The following is a 12,835-nucleotide window of genomic DNA, read 5'->3' as shown; positions in this document are numbered from 1 at the left end:
CGCGCGCGGCGGCTAGCGTGCCGGAGGCCAGGCTTGTCGAGCCTGGCTTGCTGTCGCGAAAGCCGCCGCCAGCGCGTCGCTGTCCTTCGCTTCCAGCTGGCCGATCAACAGGTCCAGCTGCTGCCGGAAGGCGCCCAGATCCCGCAACAGGCTATCGCGGTTGGCCAAGGCGATGTCACGCCACATTTCCGGGTGGCCGCCGGCAATGCGGGTAAAGTCGCGGAAGCCGCTGGCGGCCAGCGCCAGGCAGGTATCCGCGTCGGGGCGGGCCAGGATCGTATTCATATAGCCGAAGGCCAGCAGATGCGGTAGATGGCTGACGGCGGCAAAAACCGCGTCGTGCTGCTCGGCATCCAGGCATACCAGGTCGGCGCCGCAGATGCGCCACAGGGCACTGACCCGTTCGACCACGGCTGGTGCGGTTTCCGGCAGCGGGCAGAGCACGACCTTGCGTCCTTCGTACAGGCTATATCGAGCCGCCGCCGCGCCGGACAGATCGGAGCCGGCGATGGGATGGGCGGGGATGCAGCGGTCCAGGCTATCGGCCAGATGACGGCGAAACAGCGCAGCCACATCGCGCTTGGTACTGCCGGCATCCATCACGATGGCGTGGCGCGGCAGGGAAGCGGCAATACCGCCCAATAGTGCATCCATCTGGCCGACCGGCGTCGCCAGCAAAACCAGGTCGGCATCCGCGACGGCCGCGGCGGCATCCTGGCTGGCGGCATCGACCACCCGCAGTTGCAGGGCGCGGGCCAGGTTGTCGGCCGAGCGGCCCACCCCGACCACTTCGCGCACGGCGCCCGCGCGCCGCAGATCCAAGGCGAAGGAACCGCCGATCAAGCCCACGCCTATCACCACCAACTTCGCCACAGCTACTTCCCGCATGGGTACGCTCGCTTTCCTATTTTGTCGCTGCCGCAGCGCGCGGCATACTTGCAGCTATTAGACCCTCACCTTCTGGAGCCCGATGTGCGCCTGCCCGTTCTGATCCTTGCCCTGTTTTCCCTCAGCTGTCTTGCCGCCGAGACCGTCAAACCCTCGCTGGAGCAAGCGGCCAGCCAAAGACTGCTGGCCGAGCGCATCGCCAAGACCTATGCCTGGCGCGGGCTGGAACCCAGCAATGCGGAGGCGCGCAAGCAGTATGACGAGGCCGCCAAGCTGTTCGAAAAACAGTTGCAGGAGCTGAAGACCGCCAGCAAGCCGGATGCGGAGCTGAGCGAGAACTACGCCTTGCTGGAACAGCTTTGGGCCGACTACAAGACCCTGACCGCGGCGCCCGCCACCCGCGAGGGCGCAAAATCACTGTCGGAACAATCCGAAGAGCTGGCCTGGATCGCCCAAAAGGGGAGCCAACTGATCGAGGCGCGCGGCAATGCGGAATTCAAGCCCTTACGCATGGCCGAGGATATTGCCACTGTCTCGCAGCGTTTGGCCAAGATCTATCTCTTGCAGAGTTATGGCGTGAAGCTGGGTTTTCTCCCCAAGGACCTGGCCGCCGCCCGCGCCGAGTTCGAAACGCTGAGCAAGGGCCTGAAGGCCCTGCCGGGCAATAGCCAGTCCCAAAAGGGCCGGCTAAGCCTGATGGACAGCCAGTGGTTCTTCTTCCAGCAAGCCATCGATGAACTGGCCAAGAAGAACGACGATCCCCAGCTGCGCCGCAATGTCATCACTACCAGCGAGCGCATCTATGAAATCGCGCAGGAACTGGCGAACGGCTACCAGCGCCGTTGAACCAGCGAGAGGGGCCAGGCCCCTCGCACCGGCCTGACGCTACCGCCCTCTTGCTTAAAGCTCCCGGCCGACGGCCTGGGCGATCAGTCGCAGCGACGCCATCAGTTCTTCCAGTTCCTGCGGCGTCAATGCCTGGTCGGCATCGCACCAGGCCTCGCAAGGGTTCGGGTGCATTTCCACCAGCAAACCATCGGCACCGGCCGCCACGGCGGCGCGGGACAGTGCCGGCACCATCCAGGCCTTGCCGCCGGCATGGCTGGGATCGACCAGTACCGGCAGGTGGGTTTCACGCTTGAGCATGGCGATGGCGGTGACGTCCAGCACGTTGCGGTAAGCGGTTTCGAAGGTGCGGATGCCGCGTTCGCACAGAATGATATTGTTGTTGCCGCCGGCGGCGATGTATTCGGCCGCCATCAGCCACTCGGCGATGGTCGCCGACAAGCCGCGCTTGAGAATGACCGGCTTATTGACCCGCCCTACTTCCTTGAGCAAGTCGAAGTTCTGCATATTGCGGGCGCCGATCTGGATGACGTCCACATCGTGCGCCATAAAGGTGTCGAGCATGCGTACGTCCATCAGCTCGGTCACGATGGGCATATCGTATTCCCGCGCGGCAGCCTGGAAGTACTCCAGACCCTGCACGCCCAGGCCCTGGAAGGCATAGGGGCTGGTACGCGGCTTGAAGGCCCCGCCACGCATCATGCGGCAACCGGCTGCATGCACCCCGGCGGCGGCCAGTTGCATCTGCGCTTCGGTTTCCACCGAGCAGGGGCCGGCGATCACCTGGATTTGCTTGCCACCCAGCTTGATGCCGCGGATATCGATGATGCTGCCGGCCGGATGGCCTTCGCGGGCGACCAGCTTGTACGGCTTGACGATATGGATGGCGCGCTCGACCCCGGCCATCTGCTCGTAGGCTTGCTCGCTCAGCGGACGCTCGTCGCCGATGGCGCCGACGATGGTGCGCTCGCTGCCGCGGGAAATATGCTCGGTAAGACCGGCCGCGCGGATTTTGGCGACGACGGCATCCAGATCGGCCTGGCTGGCTTGCGGGGACATTACGATGATCATGATTATCCTTTGCTACACGATTGAGTGGGGACGGAGGCCGCTGTACCGTTGCGCAGCTTGATCAAGGCTGCGGGCTCGGCGACAGGCGGGCTGCCGAAAAAAAACAACAAAAAAGGCGGGCCTTGTGGGCCCGCCTTGCTTGATTCTTGGTTTCCTCAGGGTGAAACCGGGCTGCCCGCGTCAACTAGTGGTCGGGAAGTAATAAAACGAAAAAAAGCTGGTTTGCTTGCGCATGGTCGTTATGGCTGAAGCGTCTGAGGAAAGTTAGAAGGCCAGCTTAACCTAAAAGTTCGCGGAGTGCAGCAATCGCCACCTGCACCGAGGCGAATATCTGCGCCGGGGTAGCGTCGTCGAACATATAGGCCGGGGTGGAAATAAAGCGGTTTTCCGAATCCAGGCAGGCTTGGTCCACCGCCAGTGGAAAATGGTATTGGCCCCATGCCTCGATCGCTTCCGACAGGGGATTGCCGCCGGTACCCACGGTGATGCGCGCTTTGACATAGCCCGCCTCGCGCGCGGCCAGGGCCAGCAGCAAGGGCGCCGCGCAGATGGCCACCACCGGCTTTTTGGCCAGCACAAAGGGCATCAAGGCTTTTTTTACATCGTCGTGCAGGCGCGCGTCCAGGCCGTCGTCGGCAAAGGTGCAGAGATTCTTGGCGGCGCCGAATCCGCCGGGAAAGATGATGGCTTGGTAGTCTTCCGGTACCAGGGTATCGAGTGCGGCGATCTCGCCACGGGCGATGCGGGCGGACTCGACCAGCATATTGCGGCCTTCCTCGCCGGGTTCGCCGCTCAGGTGATCCACCACATGCCGCTGTGCCCGGTCGGGCGCGAAGCAATCGTAAGCAATCGCATGTTGGCTGAGGATCACCAGCGTCGCGATCGCTTCGGTAATCTCGCTGCCATCCAGGTAACCGCTACCCGATAGCACCACTGCCACTTTCGCCATGCCTATCTCCTTGTTTTATTCTGCCGCCGCCGGCGCATGCGTTGCACCAGCCGGCTCCATATACCAGGCTTAGCACGCCAGCGAGCCAAATGCAGACGTACTGCGCCGATCAAGCCCTGCGCCGCCTGCCACCAGGCCATTTCATGCAAGCGTGCAAATATACGCGTCCGCCACCGCACAAGGCCAGCGTAGCCGCGCGCAAACCACGGTATGGTCAGCAAAGTGGGCTTGAGCAGCATGAACAAGCGCGCCGCCAGCGCCGTACCGCCCAGCTTGGCCGCCAGCAAAAGCTGTACGCCCAACAGCATATGTCCCCGCGCCAGCAACCAGATCGCTGCCAACTTGATGGGAAATAACAACAGCATCGGCACCAGGAACAGTGGCAATGCCGCCCAAGCCGGCACACCGGCGATCCAGCGTTCCAAACGGGCCCAAAGGGGAAGGCGAGACAGGATGCCGAACAGGCGGGCCAGCTCATCCCACAGAAAGGTTTCGAGAAAAATAAACAAAGCCGCCAACAACACCAGCGGTGCGGTGGCGGCTCGTTTCAATCGATGGGATAAGGAGCCCGGGCGGGCCATCAGCTAGTGCGCTCGATAATCACGTAGTACTTCTTCATTGCTTCCAATACCTCGAATACGCCACGGAATCCCGCCGGAATGACCAGCGCATCGCCGGGACCGGCTTCTACCACTTTGCCGAACTCATCCACGATACGGCATCGCCCTTCGGTGACGAAGAAGAATTCATCCTCCCGCGTGCCGAATTCGATGCGCCAGCTCCCTACCTCGGAAGCCCAGATACCGGAATACATCTCCTTGCTGCCATTGATGAAATGGTTCCAGGTACTGCGTAGCGGATTGCCCGTCAGCAAACGCTCCGGACGTGGGTGATCTTGTTCGAGCGCTGGTTGTTGTTGACTGAATAAGGTAACGGTTGACATGGCTTTATGTTTCCCTGGGTATGGTGAACAGTGTGCGCGGCATATCAGGCCGCCCGCGCCGCGGCGTGGATTCAGAACGGTTGCAGCATGGTCGCCAAGCGCTCGCCGTCGACCGCCGCCAAAAAGGCGTCGCCCAGCCGCGCAGTTTCGGACGTGACCTGGCGCCAATACTTCTGCCGCTCGGCGCGATCCAGACGGCGGAAATCATCGCGATCGGGAATCTTGCCGTAGGGCAGTTGCGCCACCCACGCAGGCGAAGGCGCGACCAGCAGGACATTGTCCAGGCGGTGTGGTTTGGCGCGCCGCCATGGCAGGCGCTTGTCGAACCAGCCCGGCACGATATGGGGATAGAAATGCGGATAGAGCACCAGGAACGGCAGCTGCGTATAGGGTAGGTCGAGGTGGTAGTCGAGCAGGCCACCGTCACGGTATTGGCCCGGCGGCGCATGCTTGGGGTCGCGCACGCCGGCCACCACCAGCGGAATGGCGGCGGTGGCATGCAAGGCATCGAATAGATTGTCGGCGCGCAGCGGTGCGATATGGGTGGGGAAATCAGCGCTCAAAGGGGGAGCCGGGTGGCGCGGATCGGCAAACCATACCCGCATCCAATGCGCCGCATAGAGCCGGCGCGAAAGCATATTGGCGGCGGCGGCGGCCAGCACCCCGCCGAGCTGCGTCTTCGGCCCTTCGGATGCCAGCAGACCGCGTGCCCGCACCGTGGTGAGCGTCAGGGCATAGTCGGGATGGTCGAGCAAGGCAGCCGGCGCATCCTGAAACAGATCGTCCAGCATTCGTCGCAACGATAGTGCGACATCGATGGGTCCGGCCCCGGCGTCGAAGTGCTCGGCGGTATAGCGTTCGGCCAGATTGGCCAGGGCCCGGGCCGGGTCGGACTGCATGGCGCAGACGAAGCGCCAGGCACCAATGGAACTGCCGAGCAAATGGCGCAAACGCGGCGCACGCGGCAACCACTCGCCAAAAATCGCCTGGTCCAAACCCGTCAGCGCCAGGGCCTTGGGCCCACCGGCGGCGCCGGGAATCAGGCCGATATCGGCCGGCGCCAATCCCTGCGCCCGCACATGGGTCATGACGCGCGCACCGGCACGCCAGACCAGGGGAGAACCGTGGACGATATGGATGGCAGGAGAGAGCGACATGTCTAAACGCAGGTCTTAAAGGATGGCGACACGACATTCTAATGAGGCAAAAGCAACAATGCTGTTGAAAAACTAAACATCGTCCTGGGAAGCTCTGCCATTCCGGCCCGCGCCCAACACGCCTTACAATTGCGAAAAGCCAAACAGGAACGACCATGCAACCCGAACTCTCCCCGCTGGGTAAAACCAGCACCTATATCGAGCATTACGATCCCAGCCTGCTATTTCCCATCCCCCGCCTGGCCAAGCGCGAGGAAATCGCTGTGCCGGCCCGCCTGCCGTTCTTCGGCAGCGACTACTGGAATGCCTATGAGTTGTCCTGGCTCAATCCGCGCGGCAAGCCGCAGGTTGCCTTGGCGGTCTTCACCATTCCGGCCGATTCTCCCAATATCATCGAGTCAAAGAGCTTCAAGCTTTATCTCAACAGCTTCAATCAGACTCGCCTGGACAGCATCGCCGAGCTGAAAACCCGCCTGCAAGCCGACCTCAGCCAAGCCGCCGGCAGTCTTGTCGCGGTTCGTCTGGTCCTGCCCGAGGCATTCGGGGCCGAGCGGCTGGGCGAGCTGGAGGGTTACTGCATCGACCAGCTGGATGTGGAAATCACCGATTACAGCCCGCAACCCCAGTTGCTGCGCAGCGCGATGGCGGAAGCACCGATCGAGGAGACCCTGGTTTCCCACCTGCTGAAATCCAACTGCCTGGTCACCGGCCAACCCGATTGGGCCAGCGTGCAGATCCACTACCGGGGCCCGGCCATCGACCACGCCGGGCTGCTGCAGTACCTGATCTCGTTCCGCCGGCATAACGAGTTCCACGAGCAGTGCGTGGAACGGATCTTCATGGATATCAGCCGCCAGTGCCGGCCGGAGGCACTATCGGTCTATGCGCGCTACACCCGGCGCGGCGGGCTGGATATCAACCCGTTCCGCACCAGTTTTACCCAGGCGGCGCCGGCCAATCAGCGTTCGGCCCGCCAGTAGCATCACGGCCAGCGCAGTCGTTCCAGCTGGTAGGGCGCGGCAGCCGACGGCTGCACCCCCAGCAAGCGTTTATCGTGCGCCAGACCGGCGTAGGGATAGGCCAGTACAGCCCAGGGGGCTGCCGTCACGAAGCGCGCGGCGGCCGACCGGTAGGCCTTGTCGCGCGCGGCGCGGTCGCTGCCGGCCTGCGCGAACGCGATCTCGGCGTCGAAAGCAGGGTCGCACCAGCGAGCCGTGCTGGTCGTGGCGGCCTGGCAGGTCAGTAAATTGGTGTACAGCTCATCCGGATCGAGGCTGTTCATCCAGCCGGAGATGATCGTATCGTGCTCGCCCAGCCTGCCCCGCCGCCCCAGCTCGGCCGATTCCATGGCCACCACCTTGGCGCGTACGCCCAGCTTGGCCCAGTCGGCTTGTACCAGTTCCGCCGTCAGCCTCGGATTGACGTTGGACGCGCCACCGCCCACGCGTGCCCAGATCTGGGTATCGAATCCATTCGGGTAGCCAGCCTCTTTCAGCAGTCGCCTCGCCTGGGCAAGATCAGGCGCGGGCGCAGCCCCGCTCGGCACGCCCCATAAGGCTTTACCCGAATACGGCCATAAGCCGGTATCGGCCTGCCCCTCGTACACCGCCCGGACAATGGCGGCCCGGTCTATCGCCAGGCTCAAGGCCCGCCGTATCCGTGCGTCGTCAAAAGGCTTGCGCTGGCTATTGAAGGCCAGGAAGGAGGTGATCTGCGGCAGATAGGCTCGCACCGCGAGCCGGCTGTCGCCCGCCAAGGCTGCTTTATCCTGAGGCCGCAAGCTATCGGCCAATTGGCATTCGCCACGACGCAGCTTCTGCACACGCACGCTGGCATCGGCCTGGATACTGAATATCAGCTTGCCGATGGCCACTGGTCCTTTGAAATAGCCCGGGTGGGCGGCATAGCGGATGATGGCGCCCTTGTCGTACTTCAGTAATTGGTAAGGCCCGGTTCCGATCGGCTCGCTGGCCAACTTGGCCAACTGTCCGCGCTGGGCCAGGCGCTCACCATATTCCGCCGAGACAATCGAAAAGGGCCAACTGGCCAACAAGGCCGGCAGCGGGGCATAAGGCCGCGTCAGGTCGAAGCGGACCGTGTAATCGTCCAGCTTGACGACGGCGCGTATCAATTCGCTCCAATTACCGGCGACCGCACCGGGAAAACCGGCGGGCGCAGCCGCCGCACCGGGATGCTTGGGATCCAGCTGGCGCTGCACACTCCACAGCACGTCATCGGCATTGAACGGACGGCTGGCCTGGAAAGCGGCGCTGCGATGGAAAACCACGCCGCGCCGCAATTTGAAGGTCCACTGCAAACCATCCGCCGAGCTGGCCCAGCTTTGCGCCAGCTCCGGTTGCAAGGCTGCCGTGCCGGGCGCGTAAGCCACCAGCCGGTTGTATAGCGGATAGGCCGCGGCCCGGTGGGTCGCGGCGGTATCCGACAAGGCCGAGTCGAACCCATCCGGATCGCTATCGACGCACACCACCAGGGGCGGCGACGCTGCCAGGGCGGCAGAACCGGCCAAAAGGCACAGCAAGCGGATCAGGATCATTGCTTATCTTATTTGAAGAGATTCTTTACATGCACCAATTGCGAATGGGTAACCGAGGAAATAAACAAATCCCGCCCGTGCACCGCAACGGACATGGGGGCATCCAGCTTGCCCGGCAAAGCGCCCGCGCCGAAGCCGGCCTGGTTCAGCGTCCCGACCAGCGTCTCTATGGTCCCGGTTTCCGACACGGTCCGAATTGCATGCGCACCCAGGTCCACAACCAGCAAACGCCCATCCGGCAGCGCGTGGATCTCGGCGATCATGCCGAAATTGCGGCTGTCCGCCGTGTAGTCGGAACCCAAGCGTCCTCTGACCACCACCTTCAGTTCACCCGCTGCATCAAGTAGTGAAACGCCATTGTTGTTGGCAAACCAATAGCCGCCATCGTGGCGCGCGGCCACCTGCAACTGCCCTGTGCCGTTTGCTTCGTCGACCAGAGAAATCCGCTTGCCGCCGAATTGCGCCGAATCCACCGACTTGCCGGCAACCGCCTGCAGCGCACCGCTTTTCCGATCGATCCGGTACAGTTGGGGTTCGTAGTGAACCAGCCCATCCCCGCTTGGCACGCGTTGATACTTGAACATATTGAAATAGTTGGCGGTCAACTCGCCAACGCGCCAGTATGACTCCGCATTGGCGGGGAGCGTAAGCAATGGCTGCAAGGGCCGATCGGCAATCCGATCGACCACGGGACTATTGGCGGACAAGGGCCATGCCGCCAGCTGGTGATCGCCGTCTTTCAGATATATCCGCCCCTGCTGTGGATCGAACCCGATGAATTCACCGGTCGCCCCTTCTTCCCAACGCGCTGCGCACGCGTTGAAGCGTTGGTGCATGGCGGCATAGGAATCGCAATATGGCGCGCTCATCGTGGAACTGAGGGCCACCGGGCTGCTTTGCCGGGAAGTCAGCGAATATCGCGCCAGCTGCGAATAGCTGTTACCACTGGCGTACCCAGCTGCCCAGCCATGTCGGGTATACAGGATCTGTCCATCGGCATCCACACCCAACAAAGCGGCGCCGGTAAAGTTCGCCGGATCCTTCCCCTTGGGGCCGGACAGGGTAGTCAGCTTGCCTTGTGCAAGACGACGTACCTGGCAGTGCTCGGTATCGTAAAACACCGTGGCGCCATCCGGCATGGCCACGGGCGAATATGCCGTGATGGCAGCCGCGTTGGCCAAGTCGCCGTCCATGCCCTGCTCGAATGGGCGACGACCTTCAGGGCTGTGGATGACGCGCCATTGGCCATCGTTGCCGACCTCATGCAATACGCCGGTGCGTGCGCTTGCAACCAGGATCTTTCCGTCCGCGCGGACAGCGAGGGACGAGACCTCGGCTGTCCACTGGCGGGCAAACAGATCCTCTTCATAGTCATAACTCAGACTTGAATGTCTGCGCCAACCGTCGGCGGCCGACCAGTTCCATAGGGTGGCTTCACCCTTGTAGTACACCCGGTTGTTCGCATCACGGCGGACTTCACGCTGCGTGCGGTGATCGCGCAGTACCCATAGGCGACCCTGCGCATCGGTTTCCATATCGACAGCGGTGATCTTGCCTGCTTCGTCCGGCGGCACCTGTCCGAGCGGAATGGGGGGCAAGGTGGATAGTTGCCAGGCACCACTGCCGTCCTTGCTCATCGCCCGGAATCCACCGGCCGACCCGAAATAGACCCGCTCGCTACCCACCGCCATTCCCCAAAGGCCATGCCCCAGGGTCTGGGATCCCAGCGGCCCATCCGGCTGCGGACTGCTATCGTTATGATTGGCGAGATCGGTCAACTTGTTCTCGACCCCGGCGCTATCGCGGACGGCAAGGTAGCCGTTGTAGACCAACCAGGCGCTTCCGTCGGGCGCCACATCGAAAAAGCGCAAGGCGTATCCGACATCCTGGGCAATGAGCGTTTTGCGCCCCTGGGCGTCGATGCGATACACACCGCCGATCTCTTGTGCCATCAAGCCGCCGGCATAGTCTTGCCGCAAGGTCAAACCATCGCGGGGATACCTTGCTTGTTCGGCGGCGCCTACCTCGGAGCCGCATCGATATGACTGTACTTCCTGCGCGGGCCCTACCAGGCTGATCTGGGCAGACGTAGGCGGCAATCCCGAACCGTCGCCGCCGTCGCTATCGCCACCACCGCCGCATGCCGCCAACAATACGCTGCCAAGCACCACCAGGGTGTTGGGCAGTAAATATCCGGGTAAGGCTTTCTTCATATGGTTTTCCTCGTTCCCTCTGTTTGTCTTTTTTTTGTCTGGCGTATCTCGTTTACAGATAAGCCATGGCCGCCGCATGGAGTTCCGGCGTCGCCGCCACCAGTACCTGGCCGGCGGAATCACGATCCAACGCCCTGCCCTGCCAGTCGGTCATCATCCCGCCCGCGCCCAGCACCACCGGCACCAGGGCGGCGAAGTCATGCAGCTTCAAGCCGCTCTCCACCACCAACTCATATCCGCCGCTGGCCAACAAGGCGTATTGGTAGGCATCGCCGCCCCAGACCGTGAACCGGCAGGCAGCGGCCAGCGCCTGGAAGCGTTCGCCCGCCTGGCCCGGCAAATACTGGGGGCCGGTGGACCCAAGCCGGGCGGCGGCCAGGGAGGTGGCGGTCGATGTCCGCAGGGGCTGGCCATTGAACGTACTGGCCTGGCCAAGCACACCGATCCAGCGCTCGGCCAGGACCGCCTGGTCGATCAGGCCCAGCACCGGTATGCCATGGTGCAGCAGGCCGATCAAGGTACAGAAGCTGGGTCGGCCGACGATAAAACTCTTGGTGCCGTCGATGGGGTCGAGCACCCAAACCCACTCGGCGTCTTCGCCATGATTGCCGAATTCTTCGCCGACGATGCCGTGTTCGGGTAGCTCGGCCGCCAGTATGGCCCGCATGGCCTGCTCCGCCGCGCGATCCGCCAGGGTGACCGGGCTGGCATCGGCCTTGTCGTCGATCGCGAGGCCGGATCGGTAATGCGGCAGGATCACCGCCCGTGCGGCATCGGCAAGGCGGTGGGCAATCGCTAGGAAGTCGGCGGCTTGGGACATGGCGGGCTTTCCGGGAAAGGCGACTATCTTAGGTGCTGCTGCCGGGCGGTGCAATTGCACGCCAATTGTTACGCCCCGCTGCTTTTGCCATCGTGCCAAAACAAGCGGAGCGGCAAACTAACCCAGTTGTTGAAAATCGATAATTTCTGTTCGGCGACGAGCGCAGGGCTTGGCGAGAAGAGTCAGAATTTGGGTATTCTGTCGTACTCAACCCTGGAGCCAGTCATGCGCCTTGCCTTTCCCCTGCTGTCGCTACTCGCCGTGCACACCCTCGCCCACGCGGCCACGCCCGAGGAGGACAGACTTGGCCGCGCCGCCAAGGCCATGCCGGCGACGGTGCAGGAGTTCGCCGGCATGGCCAGCAACTTTGCCCAGGATTGGTCGAAGTGCGCGAATGCAGCCGAAACCCAGAAGCTGGCGGCCGATTATGGGTCGAGCTTGTGGTTTGGCGCCAAGGCCAATCTACGTAAGCAGCAGGATCCGGATGACCGTGCCTTGTATTGGGGGCGCCTGGCCATAGCCCGTACGGTGCGCGACGAAGCGGCGGGTTTTGCCGTTTCACCGGCGGAGCGGGCAGCCGCGTTGGCGGCATTGGAAAAAGCCAGCCGCGGCATGGACGATGTCAACTTTTCGACGAGCCGGGAAACGAAGCGGATACTGCTGACCGGTTTCGATCCCTTTGGCTTGGAGCGGCGGCTGGACCAGAGCAACCCCTCCGGCGTCGCGGCCCTGATGCTCGATGGCGAGCAGTTCGAGGTGGGCGGTCAGCGCGTGCGCATCGAGACCGCCATATTCCCGGTACGCTTCGCCGACTTCGATGCCGGGATGCTGGAAAACTGGCTACGCCCGTGGATGAACGGGCGGAATGTCGATATGGTGGTGACGGTCAGCATGGGCCGCAGCGATTTCGACCTGGAACGCTTCCCCGGCCGGCGCCGCTCGGACAACTGGTCGGACAATCTGAATGCGAGCAGCGGCGGCAACTACGAAAATCCGGTGCCGGGACAATTGAACGGCCAGCCGATCAACGGCGCGGAGTTTGTCGAGTTCTCCCTGCCGGCGGCCGCCATGCTGCAAGTGCAGTCACCCTTCGCGGTGCATGACAATCGCTGGGTCCGCTTTGCACCCAACACCCGCTTCTCCGCCGATAGCCTGGCCGCACTCAATGGCAAAACCGCGGTGGAAGGTAGCGGCGGCGGCTATCTAAGCAACGAAATCTCCTATCGCGCCGTTCGCCTGCGCGACGAGCTGGGTTTGGGCAGCCTACCGGTCGGCCATATCCACACCCCCGCCATCTCCAGCTATGACCCGAACAAGCTGCGTGCCATCACGGCGCAGATCCGCGCCATGCTGGTCGCCGCCTGGAAGAACGGCAACTGAGGCATGACCTCATT

The 12,835-nt window shown here is 62.9% G+C and carries 12 protein-coding genes; 3 read left to right on the top strand and 9 right to left on the bottom strand.

The genetic code is table 11. The features are described from left to right. Positions 1 to 12 precede the first annotated feature (12 nt). The gene (locus FNU76_RS18135) at positions 13 to 888 is read right to left on the bottom strand and encodes a prephenate dehydrogenase (protein ID WP_144279498.1); all 876 of its coding nucleotides are present in this window, start codon (positions 886 to 888) and stop codon (positions 13 to 15) included. A gap of 84 nt (positions 889 to 972) precedes the next feature. On the opposite strand from FNU76_RS18135, the gene FNU76_RS18130 reads away from it, so the two are divergent. Then, positions 973 to 1,734: a gluzincin family metallopeptidase gene (locus FNU76_RS18130; protein ID WP_179958173.1), complete on the top strand. Its 762-nt coding sequence runs from the start codon at positions 973 to 975 to the stop codon at positions 1,732 to 1,734. A 54-nt stretch (positions 1,735 to 1,788) separates the two neighbouring features. On the opposite strand, the gene aroF is transcribed toward FNU76_RS18130, so the two are convergent. The 5 genes from aroF to FNU76_RS18105 all read right to left on the bottom strand — a co-directional run bounded on the left by aroF (position 1,789) and on the right by FNU76_RS18105 (position 5,854). Beyond that, positions 1,789 to 2,805 (bottom strand): 3-deoxy-7-phosphoheptulonate synthase, encoded by a 1,017-nt coding sequence (gene aroF, locus FNU76_RS18125; protein WP_144279496.1) that lies wholly within the window; start codon positions 2,803 to 2,805, stop codon positions 1,789 to 1,791. 277 nt (positions 2,806 to 3,082) lie between these two features. Further along, entirely contained in the window at positions 3,083 to 3,754 is a 672-nt protein-coding gene (gene elbB / locus FNU76_RS18120) for an isoprenoid biosynthesis glyoxalase ElbB (protein WP_144279495.1), read from the bottom strand. Positions 3,755 to 3,756: 2 nt separating this feature from the next. After that, positions 3,757 to 4,335, bottom strand: coding sequence for a hypothetical protein (locus FNU76_RS18115; RefSeq protein ID WP_144279494.1), 579 nt, complete (start codon positions 4,333 to 4,335; stop codon positions 3,757 to 3,759). Then, on the bottom strand, positions 4,335 to 4,697 hold the full coding sequence (locus FNU76_RS18110) for a cupin domain-containing protein (protein ID WP_144279493.1): 363 nt from the start codon (positions 4,695 to 4,697) through the stop codon (positions 4,335 to 4,337). The genes FNU76_RS18115 and FNU76_RS18110 overlap by 1 nt, the downstream gene beginning before the upstream one ends. 71 nt (positions 4,698 to 4,768) lie before the next feature. Then, positions 4,769 to 5,854, bottom strand: coding sequence for a patatin-like phospholipase family protein (locus FNU76_RS18105; protein WP_144279492.1), 1,086 nt, complete (start codon positions 5,852 to 5,854; stop codon positions 4,769 to 4,771). Positions 5,855 to 6,009: 155 nt separating this feature from the next. Between FNU76_RS18105 and queF the strand changes: the two genes are divergently transcribed. After that, positions 6,010 to 6,834, top strand: a complete 825-nt coding sequence (queF, locus tag FNU76_RS18100) for an NADPH-dependent 7-cyano-7-deazaguanine reductase QueF (RefSeq protein ID WP_144279491.1) — start codon at positions 6,010 to 6,012, stop codon at positions 6,832 to 6,834. 2 nt (positions 6,835 to 6,836) lie between these two features. Here the strand turns inward: queF and FNU76_RS18095 are convergent, their stop codons facing one another. From FNU76_RS18095 to FNU76_RS18085, 3 genes are read right to left on the bottom strand one after another with little or no spacing between them, the layout of a single operon-like run. Further along, the gene (locus tag FNU76_RS18095; protein WP_144279490.1) at positions 6,837 to 8,408 is read right to left on the bottom strand and encodes an ABC transporter substrate-binding protein; all 1,572 of its coding nucleotides are present in this window, start codon (positions 8,406 to 8,408) and stop codon (positions 6,837 to 6,839) included. 8 nt (positions 8,409 to 8,416) lie between these two features. Then, positions 8,417 to 10,621, bottom strand: coding sequence for an NHL repeat-containing protein (locus FNU76_RS18090; protein ID WP_144279489.1), 2,205 nt, complete (start codon positions 10,619 to 10,621; stop codon positions 8,417 to 8,419). A 52-nt stretch (positions 10,622 to 10,673) separates the two neighbouring features. Next, positions 10,674 to 11,441, bottom strand: coding sequence for an inositol monophosphatase family protein (locus FNU76_RS18085; RefSeq protein WP_144279488.1), 768 nt, complete (start codon positions 11,439 to 11,441; stop codon positions 10,674 to 10,676). A 225-nt stretch (positions 11,442 to 11,666) separates the two neighbouring features. Between FNU76_RS18085 and FNU76_RS18080 the strand changes: the two genes are divergently transcribed. Further along, positions 11,667 to 12,821 (top strand): PA0049 C-terminal domain-containing protein, encoded by a 1,155-nt coding sequence (locus FNU76_RS18080; RefSeq protein WP_144279487.1) that lies wholly within the window; start codon positions 11,667 to 11,669, stop codon positions 12,819 to 12,821. The last annotated feature ends 14 nt before the right edge of the window (positions 12,822 to 12,835 follow it).

It is taken from the genome of Chitinimonas arctica (assembly GCF_007431345.1).
In the GTDB taxonomy this organism is placed as follows: domain Bacteria; phylum Pseudomonadota; class Gammaproteobacteria; order Burkholderiales; family Chitinimonadaceae; genus Chitinimonas; species Chitinimonas arctica.
Note: the sequence above shows the minus strand (reverse complement) of the source record. Positions and strands in the feature narration are given on the sequence as shown.